General features: G+C 70.6%; 19 protein-coding genes. 3 read left to right on the forward strand and 16 right to left on the reverse strand.

Annotation, left to right across the window (positions count from 1 at the left end):
• Positions 1-72: 72 nt before the first annotated feature.
• Both BM430_RS12585 and BM430_RS12590 read right to left on the reverse strand, forming a co-directional pair.
• Positions 73-483 (reverse strand): hypothetical protein, encoded by a 411-nt coding sequence (locus tag BM430_RS12585; RefSeq protein WP_143132016.1) that lies wholly within the window; start codon positions 481-483, stop codon positions 73-75.
• A gap of 298 nt (positions 484-781) precedes the next feature.
• On the reverse strand, positions 782-1,360 hold the full coding sequence (locus BM430_RS12590) for a tyrosine phosphatase family protein (protein WP_093567660.1): 579 nt from the start codon (positions 1,358-1,360) through the stop codon (positions 782-784).
• A 198-nt stretch (positions 1,361-1,558) separates the two neighbouring features.
• Here BM430_RS12590 and BM430_RS12595 point away from each other — a divergent pair, with 198 nt between their 5' ends.
• Positions 1,559-2,644, forward strand: coding sequence for a TRAP transporter substrate-binding protein (locus tag BM430_RS12595; protein ID WP_093567598.1), 1,086 nt, complete (start codon positions 1,559-1,561; stop codon positions 2,642-2,644).
• A 28-nt stretch (positions 2,645-2,672) separates the two neighbouring features.
• Here BM430_RS12595 and BM430_RS12600 read toward each other — a convergent pair whose 3' ends face one another.
• Positions 2,673-2,864: a hypothetical protein gene (locus tag BM430_RS12600; RefSeq protein WP_048429329.1), complete on the reverse strand. Its 192-nt coding sequence runs from the start codon at positions 2,862-2,864 to the stop codon at positions 2,673-2,675.
• Between the two features lie 379 nt (positions 2,865-3,243).
• On the opposite strand from BM430_RS12600, the gene BM430_RS12605 reads away from it, so the two are divergent.
• Complete coding sequence (locus BM430_RS12605; RefSeq protein WP_093567599.1) at positions 3,244-4,632, forward strand: deoxyribodipyrimidine photo-lyase; 1,389 nt, start codon at positions 3,244-3,246, stop codon at positions 4,630-4,632.
• Positions 4,633-4,652: 20 nt separating this feature from the next.
• On the opposite strand, the gene mtnA is transcribed toward BM430_RS12605, so the two are convergent.
• From mtnA to BM430_RS12635, 6 genes are all read right to left on the reverse strand, one after another.
• On the reverse strand, positions 4,653-5,750 hold the full coding sequence (gene mtnA, locus BM430_RS12610; protein WP_093567600.1) for an S-methyl-5-thioribose-1-phosphate isomerase: 1,098 nt from the start codon (positions 5,748-5,750) through the stop codon (positions 4,653-4,655).
• Between the two features lie 51 nt (positions 5,751-5,801).
• Positions 5,802-6,182 (reverse strand): type II toxin-antitoxin system death-on-curing family toxin, encoded by a 381-nt coding sequence (locus tag BM430_RS12615; protein ID WP_093567601.1) that lies wholly within the window; start codon positions 6,180-6,182, stop codon positions 5,802-5,804.
• 3 nt (positions 6,183-6,185) lie between these two features.
• The gene (locus BM430_RS12620) at positions 6,186-6,410 is read right to left on the reverse strand and encodes an AbrB/MazE/SpoVT family DNA-binding domain-containing protein (protein WP_093567602.1); all 225 of its coding nucleotides are present in this window, start codon (positions 6,408-6,410) and stop codon (positions 6,186-6,188) included.
• 104 nt (positions 6,411-6,514) lie between these two features.
• Positions 6,515-8,116, reverse strand: coding sequence for a phosphoglycerate dehydrogenase (gene serA, locus BM430_RS12625; RefSeq protein ID WP_093567661.1), 1,602 nt, complete (start codon positions 8,114-8,116; stop codon positions 6,515-6,517).
• 434 nt (positions 8,117-8,550) lie between these two features.
• Positions 8,551-9,720: a phosphoserine transaminase gene (locus BM430_RS12630; RefSeq protein ID WP_093567662.1), complete on the reverse strand. Its 1,170-nt coding sequence runs from the start codon at positions 9,718-9,720 to the stop codon at positions 8,551-8,553.
• 83 nt (positions 9,721-9,803) lie between these two features.
• Positions 9,804-10,028, reverse strand: a complete 225-nt coding sequence (locus tag BM430_RS12635; RefSeq protein ID WP_093567603.1) for a hypothetical protein — start codon at positions 10,026-10,028, stop codon at positions 9,804-9,806.
• A 236-nt stretch (positions 10,029-10,264) separates the two neighbouring features.
• Between BM430_RS12635 and BM430_RS12640 the strand changes: the two genes are divergently transcribed.
• A complete protein-coding gene (locus BM430_RS12640) occupies positions 10,265-10,969 on the forward strand; it encodes an ABC transporter permease (protein WP_093567604.1) in 705 nt (234 codons plus the stop codon).
• 190 nt (positions 10,970-11,159) lie between these two features.
• On the opposite strand, the gene BM430_RS12645 is transcribed toward BM430_RS12640, so the two are convergent.
• From BM430_RS12645 to ychF, 7 genes are all read right to left on the reverse strand, one after another.
• The gene (locus BM430_RS12645; RefSeq protein ID WP_244539474.1) at positions 11,160-11,987 is read right to left on the reverse strand and encodes an ABC transporter substrate-binding protein; all 828 of its coding nucleotides are present in this window, start codon (positions 11,985-11,987) and stop codon (positions 11,160-11,162) included.
• A 97-nt stretch (positions 11,988-12,084) separates the two neighbouring features.
• Entirely contained in the window at positions 12,085-12,366 is a 282-nt protein-coding gene (locus BM430_RS12650) for a hypothetical protein (RefSeq protein ID WP_093567605.1), read from the reverse strand.
• Complete coding sequence (locus BM430_RS12655; RefSeq protein WP_093567606.1) at positions 12,353-13,147, reverse strand: Crp/Fnr family transcriptional regulator; 795 nt, start codon at positions 13,145-13,147, stop codon at positions 12,353-12,355. The genes BM430_RS12650 and BM430_RS12655 overlap by 14 nt, the downstream gene beginning before the upstream one ends.
• Before the next feature lie 136 nt (positions 13,148-13,283).
• Positions 13,284-14,039 (reverse strand): tRNA (guanosine(37)-N1)-methyltransferase TrmD, encoded by a 756-nt coding sequence (gene trmD, locus BM430_RS12660; RefSeq protein ID WP_093567607.1) that lies wholly within the window; start codon positions 14,037-14,039, stop codon positions 13,284-13,286.
• A 48-nt stretch (positions 14,040-14,087) separates the two neighbouring features.
• Positions 14,088-15,086: a MaoC family dehydratase gene (locus BM430_RS12665; protein WP_093567608.1), complete on the reverse strand. Its 999-nt coding sequence runs from the start codon at positions 15,084-15,086 to the stop codon at positions 14,088-14,090.
• A gap of 299 nt (positions 15,087-15,385) precedes the next feature.
• Complete coding sequence (gene nfi / locus BM430_RS12670; RefSeq protein WP_093567609.1) at positions 15,386-16,051, reverse strand: deoxyribonuclease V; 666 nt, start codon at positions 16,049-16,051, stop codon at positions 15,386-15,388.
• Positions 16,051-17,148: a redox-regulated ATPase YchF gene (gene ychF, locus BM430_RS12675; RefSeq protein ID WP_093567610.1), complete on the reverse strand. Its 1,098-nt coding sequence runs from the start codon at positions 17,146-17,148 to the stop codon at positions 16,051-16,053. The genes nfi and ychF overlap by 1 nt, the downstream gene beginning before the upstream one ends.
• Between the last annotated feature and the right edge of the window lie 68 nt (positions 17,149-17,216).

Genomic DNA, 17,216 nt, shown 5'->3' on the forward strand with positions numbered 1-17,216 from the left:
AGATGCGCTTTTGCTTGCCGTTGCCATCCACATGGCCAACGACCATACGCGTGTCGTTCACTACCGCAGCCGTCAGTGCAGCTCGATATGGTAGCGCACCCGCCGCACATCCCCCAGAGATCCGACCAGCTCGACCGCGAATTGATCGTCATCCGCCGCACCAGGGGGTGCGGCGTAGATCAGCCGAGTCGCCGGGACCTTGCGCTTGTTGCAAGCCGATCGCGGGTTCGCAGGGTGGAACCCAGGATATTCCAGCCCCTGCTCGATCATGATCTGTCCCTTGCCCGGCGGCTCAATCAGGTTCACAGTGATCGGACCCATCGAATGGCAGGTCGGATCGAGGGCCACGAACCATCCGATCTTCTGGGTGTGCCCGGGCTTGACGACTTTCTCGATAGTCGGCATCGGCTGCGGCCAAGCGAAGACGCCCGTCGGAACCAGGCAGAGCAACGCAGCGCCTAAAAGAATCGCATGACCACGCATCGATGATATCTCGCGTGCTGATCGCGTCGATGGTCGTTTACAGATCGGAAATGCCGCCGAGGTGACACTTATATGCAAACATCAGAGCATTTTCCGACGAAGTGGATACCGGTTCGTCTTAGAGAATGCGGCAAAATCAAAGACCTAGAGCGCCTCGCGATTGCAGCGCGATCGTGAAGCGCTCTAGACCACGCGAAACAACATTAGCTCTCGCGCCGACATGCCGCAAGGATAATCGAAGATACGACAGCCGACCCCGCGCGCTTCGAGGCAGCGGGTGGCCATGACACAGGCCGACTCAGGCCAGCGCCGCATCCACCTCTCGCCCTCGTCCCAACCCCCGCATCAGCTCGGCGAGGTGCGGCCGCACCCGCAGCTGCTCGGCATGGAGCCGCCGCACCGCCTCGGTCAGGCTGCCGTCGTAGCCCAGGGCCTCGTCCGCGAAGGCGATCATCCGGGCATTGGGCCAGGCCTTCTCGCGCAGATCGTGGACCTTGGTGACGACGGCCTGCGCGTCGAGGTCCGGATGGGCCTGGCCGAGCAGCATCGTCATCGCGGCGGTGGAGCGGGAGATGCCGGCATGGCAGTGGATCAGGAGATGCGTCTTGCGCCGCTTGGTCTCGGCGGCGAGCTCGTCGCCGAAGCGCAGAATCGCCTCGACGTCCCGGCGCTCGGGCAGGATCTGGCCCTCGACCGGCTCGATGATGTCGTGGAAGCGCAACGTAGTGCGGTGATGCGCGTCGTAGGTGCCGAAGGCCTCGGGCTCGGGCCAGGCCGGATCGAGGATCGACAGCACGTGGGTGACGCCACGGGTCGAGTGGTGGCCCAGTTCCTCCAGGCCGCAGACCGTGTGCAGGGAGATCGGTTCGGGCTTCACGGTCGGGTCGCGCTCCGGCAAGGGGCGGGGCGCCGGGCGCCGCCGCGGGATTGGTCCGGGGTAGCATAGCCCTCACCCCCGCACGAGCGGTTTCCCGGGCGGCAGGGCGCCGGCCCCGGTGCGCTTTCGCGGAAAGCGCGCTACCTGTGGTCCCGTGGGGAATCTGAAGCGGTGGGCATTCGCGCCGATGGGAAGAGCATGAAGCGTCGCGACATCCTGACGGCCGGCATTGGCCTCGCCGGCAGCGCCGCCGTGGCGGCCCCGGCCGTGGCGCAGGGCGCGCCCGAGCTGCGCTGGCGCCTGCACTCCGCCTTCCCGCGCAACCTCGACGCGCTCTATGGCGCCGCCGAGCTTTTTTCCCGCCTCGTCGCCGAGGCGACGGACAACCGCTTCCAGATCGAGGTCGCAGCGGCGCCCGCGGGCGAGTCCCCGGCATTGCTCGATTCCGTCGGGGCCGGCACCCTGGAGATGGCCTACTCGGCCGCCTATTACGAGGCCGGCCGCGACCCGACCTACGCGCTCGCCACCGCGATCCCCTTCGGCCTCAACGCCCGCCAGCAGAATGCCTGGATGCTGCAGGGCGGGGCGCTCGACCTGTTCAACGAGATCTTTTCCAAGAACAAGCTCTACGCCCTGCCCGGCGGCAACACCGGCACCCAGATGGGCGGCTGGTTCCGGCGCGAGGTGAAGTCGGTCGCCGACCTCCAGGGCCTGCGCTTCCGCATCGCCGGCCTCGGCGCGCAGGTGCTCGCCCGGCTCGGCGTCGCGACCCAGACGACGCCAGGCGCCGACCTCTACGCCGCCTTGGAGGCCAAGACCCTCGACGCCGCCGAGTGGATCGGCCCCTATGACGACGAGAAGCTCGGCCTCAACAAGGTGGCGCCGTTCTACTATTATCCGGGCTTCTGGGAGGGCGGCGCGATGCTGCACTTCTGGTTCAACGCCCAGAAATGGGCCGAACTGCCCAAGGCCTACCGGGCGATCGCGACGGCGGCGGCGGCGAGCGTCAACGGCGACCTGCAGGCCAAGTACGACGCGCGCAACCCGGCCGCCTTGCGGCGCCTCGTCGGCGGCGGCGCGCAGCTGCGCCCCTTCCCGCAGGAGGTGATGGAGGCCGCCCTCAAGGCGGCGAACGACTTCTACGCCGAGCTCGGCGCCAAGAACCCGGACTTCAAGCGCATCTACGACGCGCTGAAGACGTTTCGCAACGAGGAATATCTCTGGTTCCAGGTCGCCGAGTATACTTACGACAACTTCATGATCCGGGCGCGGGCCCGGGGCTGATCTGCACCGCGCCCGAGCTGGGCGAGCCTTATTCGGCCGCCTCCTCTCCCGGGAGGGTGCCGCGCCCCTCCTCGCGCATCAGCGCCCGCACCACGCTCGGCACCGCCTCCAGCGCGCCGGCGAGCGTCTCGTCGGCCACGAACAGGCTTTTGATCTCCGGGCTGGTGATGCAGACGAGGCCTTCCCCGCTCTCCTCGACCCGCAAAGTGAATTGCCGCATCGCTCGACCGCTCCCTCACGCTCGGCTCCGATCGCCCCGCGATGCACGAGGCGGGCCAGCACGTGGGAGGACAACGCGGAGCGCGGCTATTCGCTCCACCGGACGCAGAGGGACGCCGGAGAAATCTCTGCTGCGAGAGATGAGCCCAAGAAAAAAGGCCACCCTCGCGGGCGGCCCGAAGTCTAGGGAGGAAACGCCCAAGGAGGGCAACGGGAGCGCGACGCCATCGCGCTCCCGCACTGCAATAACATAAGTGTGCGCTGCCGGATGGCAAGGCGCGATTAGCGGCAGCGTTGCCGCTTTCGCGAGCAGCCCCGGCCCGCCGCTGGACCGCGCCCTGCCACGGCCTAGTTCTCCGCCCGTGACGGGGGTGCGGGCGATGGCGATTCAGGCGGGGCGGATCCGGGTTCTGAAGGACGAGGAGCCGCGGGACGGCGCCTACGTGCTCTACCTGATGCAGCAGGGCATGCGCAGCCGCGACAACCCGGCCCTCGAATACGCCGTGGAGGAGGCCAACCGCCTCGGGCTGCCGGTGGTGGCCGGATTCGGCCTCCTCGACGGCGGCGCCCACTTCCCCGAGGCCAATGCGCGCCACTACGCCTTCCTGCTGCAGGGGCTGGCCGACGCCAAGGCGGGCCTGGAGCGCCGCGGCATCGCCTTCGTGCTGCGCCGGGCCACCCCGGCCAAGGCTGCCCTGACTTTGGGCAAACAGGCCGCGATGCTGGTCCTCGACCGCGGCTACCTGACGATCCAGAAGAGCTGGTACGCCGAGATCGAGACAAAGTTCGACGGCCGCTTGGTCCAGGTCGAGGGCGACGTGGTGGTGCCGGTCGAGGTCGCGTCGGGCAAGCACGAATTCGCCGCCCGGACCCTGCGGCCGAAGCTGCACCGGACCTGGGAACCCTATCTCGCGCCGCTGCGGGCGCGGAAGGTCAAGCACCCGGCCGACGACCTGACCCTGAAGAGCGACATCGACGTCTCGGACCCCGACGCGGCGCTCGCCGCGATGACGCTCGACCAGGACGTGACGCCGGTGCGGCGCTTCCGCGGCGGCGAGACGGAGGCCTATCGCCGGTTGGAGGCCTACCTCGCCGGGCCGTTTTCCGATTACGGCACGGTGCGCAACCGGCCGGAAGCCGGCGCCGCCTCGCATCTGAGCCCCTACCTGCATTTCGGCCAGATCTCGCCGGTGGCCGCCGCCCTCAAGGTCCAGGCGGCCAAGACCGGCGGGCCGGAGGACCGGGCGGCGTTCCTGGAGGAGCTGATCGTCCGGCGCGAACTGGCGATGAACCACGTCCACACCAATCCGGGCTACGACACTTACGCGAAGGCGGTGCCGGACTGGGCCCGCAAGGCCTTGGCCGAGCACGAGGACGATCCCCGCCCGCACCTCTACGACGAGGAGGCGCTGGCGCAGGGGCGGACCCACGACGAGTACTGGAACGCCGCGATGCGCGAGATGCGCGTCACCGGCTACATGCACAACCACCTGCGCATGTACTGGGGCAAGAAGATCCTCGAATGGTCGCCCTCACCGGAGGAGGCCTTCACGGTGACCTTGGCGCTCAACAACCGCTACTTCCTCGACGGGCGCGACGCGAATTCCTTCACCAACGTCGCCTGGCTGTTCGGCCTGCACGACCGGCCGTGGGGCCGGCGCAAGGTGTTCGGCACCGTGCGCTATCTCGGGCAGAACACGCTCAAGAAGTTCGACGCGAAGGCGTACCTGAAGGCGGTCGACGAGTTGTGCGCGGCGGAGGAGGAGTGAGGCCGGAGCCGGGTCTCGCCTCAGGCCGCCGCCCGCCGCTCCGGATACAGCCCGAGCAACCCGTCCGGCGTCGCCTCCGCCACGCCGCGCTCGGTGATGATCCCGGTGACGAGCCGCGCCGGCGTCACGTCGAAGGCCGGATTGGCCACAGGGCTGCCGGGCGAGACCACCGCCACGGTGGCGAAGGCGCCGTCGTCGGTGCGGCCGGTGAGGTGGGTGACCTCACGGGCGTCGCGCTCCTCGATCGGTATGCCGGCGACGCCGTCGGTGAGCGTCCAGTCGATGGTCGAGAACGGCAGCGCGGCGTAGAACGGCACGCCGCAATCGCGGGCGGCCAGCGCCTTCAGGTAGGTGCCGATCTTGTTGCAGACGTCGCCGGTCGCGGTGGTGCGGTCCGAGCCGACGATGCAGAGATCGACCTTGCCGTGCTGCATCAGGTGGCCGCCGGCATTGTCGGCGATCACCGTGTGGGGCACGCCGTGGGCGTTGAGCTCGTAGGCGGTGAGCGCCGCGCCCTGGTTGCGCGGCCGGGTCTCGTCGACCCAGACGTGGACGGGCAGGCCGGCATCGTGCGCGACGTAGATGGGTGCGAGCGCCGTGCCCCAGTCGACCGTGGCGAGCCAGCCGGCGTTGCAATGCGTGAGCACGTTGACCGGCCCGGACTTCTTGGCGGCGATGTCCGCGATCAGCGCCGCGCCGTGCTCGCCGATCGCCCGGCAGCTCGCCACGTCCTCGTCGGCGATGCGGGCGGCCTCCGCGAAGGCGGCGGCCTCGCGCCCGGCCGGCGGGAGGGGCTGGAGCAGGCCCGCGACCCGATCGAGGGCCCAACGCAGGTTGATCGCGGTCGGCCGCGTCGCGGCGAGCCGGGCCCGCGCCCCATCGAGATTCCGGTCGGACGGGTCCTCGCGCATCGCCAGCGCCAGCCCGTAGGCCGCGGTGGCGCCGATGAGCGGCGCACCGCGCACGATCATCGTGCGGATCGCGACCGCTGCCTCCGCCTCGGTCCGGAGCGTCTTCGTCTCGAAGGCGAAGGGCAGGCGGGTCTGGTCGATCACGCAGATCCCCTCGCCGTCGGGCGCGGGGAAGATGGTGCGGTAGTGGCGGCCGTCGATCTTCATGGCGGAGGGTTTAGCACGAATGGCAGGAAGGTGGAGACCGGCACGTCAGGCTCAGCGCGTGTTGGCGCGCAGCCAAGCTGCCACCGCGGGCTCTCCGATCTCGCCCGCGGCGATGGATAACCAAGTCCTTACGACGTCGGTCTCCAATGCGGCAACGCAAGGACCATTCAACTGTAGAAATATCGCCGCGACGACAAAAGAAACGCGCTTGTTGCCGTCGACGAAGGGGTGGTTGCGGGCGATACCGAAAGCGTAGGCCGCGGCTAGATCGAACAGATCCGTCGAGCCGTATGCGGCTTGCTGGCGTGGTCGAGCAAGTGCCGAGTCGAGTAGAGCGTCATCACGCAGCCCTGGCAGCCCGCCATGCTCTGCGATTTGATTGGCGTGGATCGCGAGAACGACGTTTCGCGCGATCCAAATCGGCGCCGTCACGCCTTACTTCGCCAATTCCCGCAACGCGTTTCGATAGCGCTGCATCACGTCGCGCGCCACTTCCATCTGAAGCTCTTCCGAGGGGTCCTGCGGCGTGATCTGATAACCGTCAGGAGTTTCAGTAAGATGGAGCGTCGACCCATCTGTCAGAGCAAGACGCGTTCTCACATCGTCTGGCAGTACGACCGCGAGGGTGTCGCCGATTGCTTTGACCTTCAATGCAACCAAGATAGCCTCCCGACCGCCGAACGGACCTCTGGCCGAATCGGATATGCGGTTTCCTGGCAGCCTTGCAAGGGAGGAGTGGGCCGGCCCACCCCTCCCTCATACTCTCAGAACCGCACCGCCCGCGCCCGCTTCACCTGCGGGATCGCCTCGATCGCCCGCAGCAGGTCGGGCGAGACCGGCTCGTCGACGGCGGCAAAGCAGATCGCGTCGCCGCCCGGCCGGTCGCGGCCGAGGTGGAAGGTGGCGACGTTGACGCCGGCCTCGCCCATCAGCGTGCCGAAGCGGCCGATGAAGCCGGGCTGGTCGGCGTTGCGGATGTAGAGCATGTGCGGCGCCACCGCGGCTTCGAGGGCGATGCCGCGGATCTCGACGAAGCGCGGGCGGCCGTCGCCGAACACCGTGCCGGCAGCGTCGCGGGGCATGTCCTCGGCCTCGACCGTGACGTGGAGGCGCGAGGCGTAGGGGCCCTCGACGGTCGTGCGGGTCGCGGTCTCGACCTGGATGCCGCGGGCGCGGGCCACCTCGATCGCCGAGACCATGTTGACGCCCTCCAGGAACGGCCGCAGCGCGCCGGTCACCGCGGCGGCGGTCAGCGCCCGGGTGTTCAGCTCCGCCGCCTCGCCCTCGTAGACGAGGCGGATGCCGCGGATCGGCGCCTCGGTGAGCTGGCCGAGGAACGAGCCGAGCTGCTCGGCGAGGCTGACGTAGGGCCGCAGGCGCGGCGCCTCCTCGGCGGAGATCGACGGGAAGTTGACCGCGTTGCGGATCGCGCCGTTCAGCAGGTAATCGGCCATCTGCTCGGCGACCTGGAGCGCCACGTTCTCCTGCGCCTCGGTGGTCGAGGCGCCGAGATGCGGCGTGCAGACCATGTTCGGGTGGCCGAACAGCACGTTGTCCTTGGCCGGCTCCTCCGTGAACACGTCGAAGGCGGCGCCCGCGACGTGGCCGGAGTCGAGCGCGGCGCGCAGCGCCACCTCGTCGACGAGGCCGCCGCGGGCGCAGTTGACGATGCGCACGCCGGGCTTCGTACGCGCCAGCGCCTTGGCGGAGAGGATGTTGCGGGTCTTCTCCGTCAGCGGCACGTGCAGGGTGATGACGTCGGCCCGGCGCAGCAGCTCGTCGAGCTCGACCTTCTCGACGCCGAGCGCCACGGCGCGCTCGGGGGTCAGGAACGGGTCGTAGGCGATCACCCGCATCCGCAGGCCGATGCCGCGATCGGCGACGATCGCCCCGATATTGCCGCAGCCGATGACGCCGAGGGTCTTGGCGGTGAGCTCGATGCCGAGGAAGCGGTTCTTCTCCCAGCGCCCGGCTTGCGTCGAGGCGTCGGCCTGGGGGATCTGGCGGGCGAGCGACAGCATCAGCGCGATGGCGTGCTCGGCGGTGGTGACCGCGTTGCCGTGCGGCGTGTTCATCACGATCACGCCGCGGGACGTGGCGGCGGGCACGTCGATCGTGTCGACGCCGATGCCGGCCCGGCCGATCACCGTGAGGTTTTTCGCGCGCTCCAGCAGGGCGGCCGAGACCTTGGTGGTCGAGCGGACGGCGAGGCCGTCATACGCGCCGATGGCGGCGGCCAGCGCCTCCTTGTCCTTGCCGAGCTCCGGGCGGAGATCGGCCTGGATGCCGCGCTCGCGGAAGATCGCGACGGCGGCGGGCGAGAGGGTGTCGGAGATCAGGACTTTTTTGGGCGTGGTGGTGGGCATGGCGGCCTCGAACGGGGGTCGCGCCATCGCCCCGCGGGGGAGCGGGTCGGCCGGGGGCTGTCCAACACGGATCGCGGTGTCACACGTCTCCGCCCGCGCCGACCTTATCGAGGAAGCGCGCTTCCCCTCTCCCGTGTGGGAGAGGGGTCAGGGGTGAGGGTGCTACGGTTCTGATCGAAGCTCAGACCGTGGTGCTGGCAGCGGAACGGTTCAGCCTTCTTGCAGCACCGTCTCCACCCTCACCCCTACCCCTCTCCCACATCTTGCAGCGATACCGGGCAAGCCCGGCATCGCCAGGAGAGGGGATCCCGCGCTTGCCCGGCAAGCGTTCACGCGGATGGGAGATGTTGATCGAACGCGGCCCGTCGGGGAGTGAGGCCCGGCCGACGCCAGCCCTGCGGGGTTCCGGCGCCGATCATGACGACGATGGGTGCTCAGGCCGCCTGGGTCAGGCGGGCCTTCTCCTGGGCGAAGGCCCAGTCGAGCCACGGGGTCAGCGCTTCGAGGTCGGAGGCCTCGACGGTGGCGCCGCACCAGATCCGCAGGCCCGGGGGGGCGTCGCGGTACGCGCCGATGTCGAAGGCGACGCCCTCGCGGTCGAGCGTCGTGGCGATGCCCTTGGCGATTGCGGCCACGGCCTCGGGGCCGCGCCCGACCACGTCGGGATCGCTCACCACAAGGCAGACGCTGGTGTTGGAGGCGGTCGCCGGATCCTCGGCCAGGCTGGCGATCCAGGGGGTACGGGCGACCCAGTCGGCGATCACGCCGGCATTGCGGTCTGCGCGCGCCCGCAGGGCCGGCAGGCCGCCGATCCGCTCGGCCCAGAGCAGCGCGTCGATGTAGTCCTCGACCGCCAGCATCGAGGGCGTATTGATGGTCTCGCCCTGGAAGATGCCCTCGATCAGCTTGCCGCCCTTGGTCATGCGGAAGATCTTCGGCATCGGCCAGGCGGGGACGTAGGTCTCCAGCCGCGCGACGGCGCGAGGCGAGAGGATCAGCATGCCGTGCGCCGCCTCGCCGCCGAGCACCTTCTGCCAGGAGAAGGTGACGACATCGAGCTTGCCCCAGTCGAGGTCCTGCGCGAAGGCCGCCGAGGTGGCGTCGCAGAGCGTCAGGCCCTCGCGGTCGGCGGCGATCCAGTCGGCGTCCGGCACGCGCACGCCCGAGGTGGTGCCGTTCCAGGTGAACACCACGTCGCGGGTGCGGGTGTCGACGGTCGAGAGGTCGGGCAGGCGGCCGTAGGGCGCCTTGATCACGCGGGCATCGAGCTTGAGCTGCTTGACCGCGTCGGTGACCCAGGTCTCGCCGAAGGATTCCCAGGCGACCATGTCGACCGGGCGCGGGCCGAGCAGCGACCACATCGCCATCTCGACGGCGCCGGTGTCGGAGGCCGGCACGATGCCGATGCGGTAATCGGCCGGAACCTGCAGCACCGTGCGGGTGAGGTCGATGGCCTGCTTGAGCTTGGCCTTGCCGAGCTTCGCCCGGTGCGAGCGGCCGAGAGCCGCATCGGAGAGGGCCTCGGGCGTCCAGCCGGGGCGCTTGGCGCAGGGTCCGGACGAGAAGAAGGGCGCGCGCGGGCGCGCCGCGGGGCGGGTCGTCATGCTGGTGTCCATCCTTTCAGATGGGCGCCTCTCGGTGGGGAGAGGTGTCCCGCCGTCTCGCTTGCGCCAGGCCGGACGCGGCGTCAACCCTGCGGCTTCGGCATCAGGCGCGCGAGGTGGGTCCGATGAGTCTCCAGCGTCGCCTGGAACTCGGCGAGCAGCACCTCGGCCAGGGCGGCGGTCTCGCCGCCCGACCGCGCGAGGCGGGCCGCCAGGGCGCGCTGGCGCACCACCCGGCGCTCGCCTTCGACGACGTGGCGCAGGGCCATCTCGAGGTCCGTCTCTCGGAGCGGATGAGCCGCTGGCATGGCGGCGCCCTCCTCGACATCATTCGCCGAAGTGGTCCCCGGTTCGGCGACGAAAATGATGCAAAAACAAGAAGCCAAGCAGCGCTGCCCCTTGCAGCTCTGCTTGGCTCGGAGCCGACGGGCGCACCCGGGTGACCCAAGGCGCGCGAGCCGGCTCCTGCGAATGTCCGCCACTCTGGCACGGACCGGTCCGCCCGGATAGGACGGGCACGAGACGAGGGTGAGACGGGGGTGACATGGACGAGTTCGGGCGCGCCCTGGGTCTGGCGGTCGCGATGATCCTGCGGGCGGATGCCGATCTCGTCGCCATCGTCGGCCTGTCGCTGCGCGTCAGCCTGACCGCGGCCGGGCTCGGCTTCGTGCTGGGCGCCCCCCTCGGCGCGCTGCTCGCCGCGGCGCGCTTTCCCGGCCGGGCTGCGCTCCTCGTCCTCGTCAACGCGCTGCTCGGCCTGCCGCCGGTGGTGGTGGGGCTGGTGCTCTACCTGCTCGTCTCGCGCTCGGGGCCGCTCGGGGGGCTCGGCCTCCTGTTCACCCCCGGGGCGATGGTGATCGCGCAAGGCGCGCTCGCCCTGCCGATCGTCGCGGCGCTCTCGCACCGCACCTGCGAGGCTCTGTGGGCGGAGTACGGCGATGCCCTCCGGGTCGACGGGGTCGGCACGGGACACGCGGCCCTGATCCTGCTCGCGATGGCGCCCGCCCCCCTCGTCACCGCCTTCCTGGCGGCATTCGGGCGGGCGATCGCCGAGGTCGGCGCGATCCTGATGGTGGGGGGCAACATCCGCGGCTACACCCGCACCATGACGACCAGCATCGCGCTCGAGACGAGCCGCGGCGACCTCGCCCTGGCGCTGGGCCTCGGCCTCGTCCTCGTCAGCCTGACCCTGGTGGTGAGTGCCGCCGCCTTCGGGATCAACCGGGTGGCGGCCTCGCCGAGGACTTGATCGCACACAACGCCCATGCGGCTACGCGTACCGCCCGGGCTCATAGATCTTCGCAAGCCTCGCCCTTTCCCGGACGACTGGAACGAAGTGGAAGGAGATCCGGGAAAGGGAGAGTGGCCTGTTACGGATCGCCTACCAAGCATCATGCCCGCCATGGTAGTACACCATGACAGCAGACGAACCGGGACGATCATTGGCTCGGCGTCGTGCCGGCCGGGAAGAATAGCTGCTCGCCGTTGATCTTGAACGAGGCGATCGCCGCCCGGCCGCGCTCCGAGGTCAGCCATTCGTGCCAGATCTTCGCGTCGGCGGCGTGGATCTGCGGGAATTTGGCCGGATTGACCAGGATCGAGCCGTAGGGGTTGAACAAAGCCGGATCGCCCTGGACCAGGATCACGAGGTTCTGGCGGTTCTTGAAGCTCGCCCAGGTCGCCCGGTCGGTCAGGGTGTAGGCGTCCATCGCGGCCGCCGCGTTCAGGGTCGGGCCCATGCCCTGGCCGAGCTCGCGGTAGCCGCTTCCTAAGCTCCGCGCCTCGATCCCGGCCTTCTTCCACAGCCGCAATTCGGTGCGGTTGGTGCCGCTGTCGTCGCCGCGGCTGGCGAAGGGCGCCTTGGCGCGGGCGATGCGGGCGAGCGCCTCGGTCGCGTCGCGCCCGCCCTTGAGGCCGGCCGGGTCGGCGGCGGGGCCGACGATCACGAAGTCGTTCGCCATCACGTCGCGGCGGTCGAGGCCGTGGCCCTCGGCGACGAACTTGTCCTCGCCGGGCCGGTCGTGGACGAGGAGCGCGTCGGCGTCGCCCTTGGCGCCGATGGCGAGCGCCTGCCCGGTGCCGACCGCGACGACGCGGACGGTGATGCCGGTCTCGCGCTGGAAGATCGGCAGCAGGTGGCCGAACAGGCCCGATTGCTCGGTGGAGGTGGTCGAGGCCAGGGTGATCGCCCGTTCCTGCGCGGCGGCGGACCGGCCGAGGGCGGGCGCGACGGCGAGAAGCGCGAGGAGGACGAGGCGGCGCGGAATCAGGCGGCTCACGGGCTCAAGCTCCGGTGATCGGTTTACGGGCCAGCGATACCCCGCGCTGCGGGCCCGACACCAGGGTGCAGAGGCCGGCGCGGGCTCAACCCTTCGTCGCCGGCCCCGCCGCCGCGAGGCTGTTGGCGATGGTGGCGAGCATCGCGGCGGCCCGGGCCGCGACCGCCGGCTCGTGCCCGTCCTCGACCAGGCGCCGCTTGGTCTCGATCACGGTCTCCACCGCCTCGATCAGGTCGTCCGCCGGGACCACACCGCGCTCGACGAGGGCGAGCATCAGGCTCTCGACCAGCATCAGGGCGGCCTGACCGGCGGCGGCCTGGTCCTCGCCCATCCCGTCCCGGTCCGGTCCGTCGTCAGCGGCCGGCATCGGTACCACCTCTCCCCGCATCTCCGGCTTCCGGCTCGCGCCCTCCGACGAATTCGGGCCGGCCGCGCTCGGACAGGTCGAGGAGCGGGGCGGCGATCCGCACCAGGGCGTCGAGGTCGCCGATCGTCACCCGGCGCCCCCGCATGGTGACGATGCCGTCCTCCCGGAACGCCCGCAGCACCCGGTTGACGTGCACGTTCGAGATGCCGAGATGGTCGCCGATCTGCTCCTGGGTCATCGGCAGGTCGTAGGCCGTCGCGTCGGGCGGCAAAGCCCCCGAGCGGATCAGGCGGCCGCGCAGTTCGACCAGCAGCATGGCCAGGCGCTCGTCGGCGCTGCCGCGGCCGAGCCCCACGACCCAGTTGTGCAGCCGGCGCTCCTCCTCGATCACCTGCCACATGCAGCGGGTGGCGAGGTCGGAATCGCGCTCGTAGGCCTCGCGCAGGATGCGGTGGTCGACCTGCTCGACCAGCACCTCGGACAGGGCCTGCACCGCGTCCGGGCTGTGGGTGACGAACAGGCTCTTCACCGCGAAGAGGTCGCCGGGCAGGAAGATCAGGATGAACTGGCTGCGCCCGTCCTCCAGGGTGCGCAGGCGGCCGACCCAGCCCTTGCGCAGGCGGAAGATCGCGGTGTTCGGGCTGTCGGCCTCCACCAGCAGCCGGCCGGCCGGGTAGAGGCGGCCTGAGCCCTCCATCACCCGGTCGAGGGCCGCCTCGCCCCGGCGCAGAGACTCCAGGATTTCGGGCCTGTGCAACAGGTAGCGGGCGGAATCGGACATGGCGGGCGGGCGGAGATCCGAGGGAGGCGTCGCGGAAGGCGGCGCGAAGGGCGCCGGGCGACGACAAGCGGTCTAGGAAGGCCCGCCCCCTCGGACATTTACCTGGGTTGTCTTTTCGACATCCCGCCGCGGCCGGTCATCGATTCCGGTCCCGTGCCACGGGGTCGGCCCTCAGGCCTGCCGCGAGGTCCGGGCGCCGCTCGCGGGTGAGCCGGGCCGATTCCGCCGCCCGCCAGCGGGCGATCGCTGCGTGGTTGCCGCCGGTCAGCACCTCCGGGATCTCCCGCCCCTCCCAGTCCCGCGGCCTCGTGTAGTGCGGGTATTCGAGGGCGCCGCTCTCGAAGCTCTCCTCGACGCCGGAGGCGTGCTTGCCCATCGTGCCGGGCAGGAGGCGCACGCAGGCATCGAGCAGCACGAGCGCCGCCGGCTCGCCGCCCGACAGGACGTAGTCGCCGACCGAGACCTCCTCCAGGGCCCGGGCCCCGATCACCCGCTCGTCGACGCCCTCGAACCGGCCGCAGACGACGATGACGCCCGGCCCCTCGCTGAGCGCCCGGACCCGCGCCTGCGTGAGCGGCCGGCCGCGGGGGCTCATCAGCAGGCGCGGGCGGGCATCGTCCGCGGGCGCCGCCGCGTCGATCGCCGCGGCCAGCACGTCGCAGCGCAGCACCATCCCGGCGCCGCCGCCGGCCGGGGTGTCGTCCACCGCCCGGTGCCGGCCGAGGCCGTGGTCGCGGATGTTGCGCGCCTCCAGGCTCCAGGCGCCCCGCGCCAGCGCGTCGCCGGCGAGCGAGAGCCCGAGATGGCCGGGGAACATCTCGGGGTAGAGGGTCAGGATCGTGGCGCGCCAGGGCGAGAGGGGCGCGGGCGCGGGGGCGGTGGCGGAGGTCATGCGGGTTGATGGCCCCGGCGGGCCGGACCGGTCAACCGGGGGCCCGTGTCACCCGGCCCGGCTCGGCGCCAGCCAGGCCCCCGCGAAGCGGAAGACCGGCTCCCCGCGCTGGTTGGTGCCGGTCGCGGTGTGGCTGACGATGCCCCAGCCCGGCCGGGTGCGGGACGGCCGCGCCTCGGTCAGGGTGACGTCGTAGCGGATGACGTCGCCGTCATAGACGGGCTTCAGCCATTGCAGATCGCGAAAACCCGGCGAGGGACCGCCCTCGACGATCGGTTCACCGCGCTCCAGGGCCAGCGCCCGGCCGCGGTCGCGCGCCGCGACCATGCGCTTCATCCAGGCCGCGGCGGTGTGCCAGCCCGAGGCGCACAGGCCGCCGAAATGGGTTTGTTCCGCCGCCGCCTCGTCGACGTGGAAGGGCTGCGGGTCGAAGGCGCGGGCGAAGCGCAGGATGTCGTCGCGGGTGAAGAGATGCGCGCCGAGATCGAAGGTCCGGTCGAGCGGCATGTCCTCGAGATGGACCGAGGGCAGCGCCTCGCCCTCGGGCAGGTCGGCGGGGGCCGGCGCCTCCGGCGGGCGCGGCCGGGGCGGCAGCGGCGGCGTGCCGGCCTTGCCGAACATCGCCCAGAAATCCTGGGTCATCACCGGCTGGCCGGCGCCGTTCGCGATCTCCAGCAGGAACCGCACGAAGCCGCGGTCGGGCTTGCTGCCGGAGGGCCGGCTCTCGGTGACGCTCATGCGCATCGACAGGGCGTCGCCGGGGCGGACCGGGCGCAGCCAGCGCACCGCCTCGATGCCGGGCGAGCCCATCGAGCTCGATTGCAGGATGAAGCCGTCGGCGACGAGCCGCATGCCGAGCGCGCAGGTGTGCCAGCCCGACGCGATCAGCCCGCCGACGAAGCTCTCCTTCGCCGCTGCTTCATCGGTGTGGAAGGCTTGCGGATCGAATTCGCGGGCGAAGCCCACGATGTCGTCGCGGGAGACCGCCAGCGGCCCGAAATCGAGCCGGAGCCCGGGCGTGAGGTCCTCGAAGCAGTAGCGGGGCATGGGGCGCGTCCGGCGGCGGTGACGGGCCGCCGGGCTAGCACGGCGAAGGTCTGACGCGAAAGCGCCCGCGAGACGAAGAGCCTATCGGGGCCACCGGCCGGGGTCACACCCTCGATGTCATCCCGGGGCTCGCCGAAAGGCGAGAACCCGGGATCCATAACCGCCGACAGTTCAGGAAGAGGTGGACCGCTTCCCGCTTGGTCCGGCACCGTCAGCGGTCATGGATCCCGGGCTCCGCTACGCGGCCCCGGGATGACCCGGAGGGTTGCAGTTCGGTCCGCCGACTCGAACAGAAGGCCCTACGAAAACGCCCCCGCCGCCTTGTGGGCGAGGCGGATCGGCTCGGGCAACCGGAATTTCGGCGCGCAGGCGAGCACCAGGGCGACGCTCGTCGGGATGTCGGCGAGGTGGCCGGGCGAGATGAACAGCGGGTGCTTCCCCGTGCGCGTCCGGACGACCGCGCCGATGGTCTCGCCCTTGTCGATCAGCGGCTGGTGCGCGCCCTTCTCCTCGTCCAGCGGCGCGTTGCGGCCGCAGAGCCGGGTCTTGCCGACGCCGATCGTCGGGCGCTGCAGCCACAGGCCCATGTGGCTGGCGATGCCGATGCGGCGCGGATGCGCCGTGCCCATGCCGTCGAACAGGAAGACGTCCGGCTCGGCGGCGAGCCGCCCGAACGCCTCCTCCAGCACCGGGCCCTCGCGGAAGCTGAGCAGGCCCGGCACGTAGGGGAACGGCGTCGGCATCAGGGCCGTCACGGTCTCGACCACCCGGAAATCCGGATAGGTCGCGACCACGACCGCCGCGTGCGAGCGGTCGTTCTTCACGCTGACGTCGACGCCGGCGACGAGCCGCACGGCGTCGAGGTCCAGGGCTCGGTCGGCCACGACCTCCGTGGCGAGCCGGCGCTGGAGCGCGACGGCTTCCGTCGGCGTCAGGTCCCAGCCGTGGCGCCGGACGAGGTCCATCAGGTGTTGAAGCGGAAATGCAGCACGTCGCCGTCCTGCACCAGGTACTCCTTGCCCTCGAGCCGGAGCTTGCCGGCCTCGCGGGCTCCCGCCTCGCCCTTCAGCGCCGTGTAGTCGGCGTAGGCGATGGTCTCGGCGCGGATGAAGCCCTTCTCGAAGTCGGTGTGGATCACCCCGGCGGCGGCCGGGGCGCGGGTGCCCTTGGTGATCGTCCAGGCCCGGGCCTCCTTCGGCCCGACGGTGAAGTAGGTGATGAGGCCGAGCAGCTCGTAGCCGGCGCGGATCACCCGGTTGAGGCCCGGCTCGGTCAGGCCGACCGCCTCCAGGTACTCGACCTGGTCGGCCGGCGGCAGCACCGCGATCTCGCTCTCGATCTTGGCCGAGACCACGACCGCCTTGGCGCCTTCCTCCTTCGCGCGGGCGAAGACCGCGGCCGAGTGGGCGTTGCCGGAATCGGCCGAGCCTTCCTCGACGTTGCAGACGTAGAGCACGGGCTTGGCCGTCATCAGGCCGAGCTGCGAGAACAGGCGCTCCTCGTCCGGCTTGCGCTGGACGAGGCGGGCGGGCTTGCCGTCGCGCAGGAGCGGCAGCGCCCGCTGGACGAGGTCGAGGACCTCCTTGGCTTCCTTGTCGGCCCCCTTGGCCTTCTTCTCGAGCGCGACGACGCGCTTCTCGAGGCTGTCGAGATCGGCGAGCATCAGCTCGGTCTCGATCGTCTCGATGTCGGCGATCGGGTCGACCTTGCCCTCGACGTGGGTGACGTCGCCGTCCTCGAAGCAGCGCACGACGTGCGCGATGGCGTCGACCTCGCGGATGTTGGCGAGGAACTGGTTGCCGAGCCCCTCCCCCTTCGAGGCGCCGCGCACCAGGCCGGCGATGTCGACGAAGGTCAGCCGGGTCGGGATGATCTCCTTCGAGGAGGCGATCCGGGCGAGCGCGTCGAGGCGGTCGTCGGGCACGCCGACCTCACCCACGTTCGGCTCGATGGTGCAGAACGGGTAGTTCGCCGCCTGTGCCGCCGCGGTCTGCGTCAGCGCGTTGAAGAGCGTCGACTTGCCGACGTTCGGCAGGCCGACGATGCCGCATTTGAAGCCCATCAGATCGTTCCGTTCAGTTCAAAGCAGAGCGCCGGCCCGCGGCGTTGTCGGGTGGTTCGGGAGTCCGG

Origin of the sequence: Methylobacterium sp. 174MFSha1.1 (genome assembly GCF_900116815.1) — a bacterium.
Classification (GTDB): domain Bacteria; phylum Pseudomonadota; class Alphaproteobacteria; order Rhizobiales; family Beijerinckiaceae; genus Methylobacterium.

Bases quoted from the DNA above. Each gene is read 5' to 3' on its own strand.
- BM430_RS12600 (WP_048429329.1), bottom strand. From the start codon at position 2,864: ATGCGGCAATTCACTTTGCGGGTCGAGGAGAGCGGGGAAGGCCTCGTC.
- BM430_RS12640 (WP_093567604.1), top strand. From the start codon at position 10,265: ATGGACGAGTTCGGGCGCGCCCTGGGTCTGGCGGTCGCGATGATCCTG.
- BM430_RS12585 (WP_143132016.1), bottom strand. From the start codon at position 483: ATGCGTGGTCATGCGATTCTTTTAGGCGCTGCGTTGCTCTGCCTGGTT.
- BM430_RS12665 (WP_093567608.1), bottom strand. From the start codon at position 15,086: ATGCCCCGCTACTGCTTCGAGGACCTCACGCCCGGGCTCCGGCTCGAT.
- ychF (WP_093567610.1), bottom strand. From the start codon at position 17,148: ATGGGCTTCAAATGCGGCATCGTCGGCCTGCCGAACGTCGGCAAGTCG.
- mtnA (WP_093567600.1), bottom strand. From the start codon at position 5,750: ATGAAGATCGACGGCCGCCACTACCGCACCATCTTCCCCGCGCCCGAC.
- nfi (WP_093567609.1), bottom strand. From the start codon at position 16,051: ATGGACCTCGTCCGGCGCCACGGCTGGGACCTGACGCCGACGGAAGCC.
- BM430_RS12630 (WP_093567662.1), bottom strand. From the start codon at position 9,720: ATGACGACCCGCCCCGCGGCGCGCCCGCGCGCGCCCTTCTTCTCGTCC.
- BM430_RS12595 (WP_093567598.1), top strand. From the start codon at position 1,559: ATGAAGCGTCGCGACATCCTGACGGCCGGCATTGGCCTCGCCGGCAGC.
- BM430_RS12635 (WP_093567603.1), bottom strand. From the start codon at position 10,028: ATGCCAGCGGCTCATCCGCTCCGAGAGACGGACCTCGAGATGGCCCTG.
- BM430_RS12605 (WP_093567599.1), top strand. From the start codon at position 3,244: ATGGCGATTCAGGCGGGGCGGATCCGGGTTCTGAAGGACGAGGAGCCG.
- BM430_RS12655 (WP_093567606.1), bottom strand. From the start codon at position 13,147: ATGTCCGATTCCGCCCGCTACCTGTTGCACAGGCCCGAAATCCTGGAG.
- BM430_RS12650 (WP_093567605.1), bottom strand. From the start codon at position 12,366: ATGCCGGCCGCTGACGACGGACCGGACCGGGACGGGATGGGCGAGGAC.
- trmD (WP_093567607.1), bottom strand. From the start codon at position 14,039: ATGACCTCCGCCACCGCCCCCGCGCCCGCGCCCCTCTCGCCCTGGCGC.
- serA (WP_093567661.1), bottom strand. From the start codon at position 8,116: ATGCCCACCACCACGCCCAAAAAAGTCCTGATCTCCGACACCCTCTCG.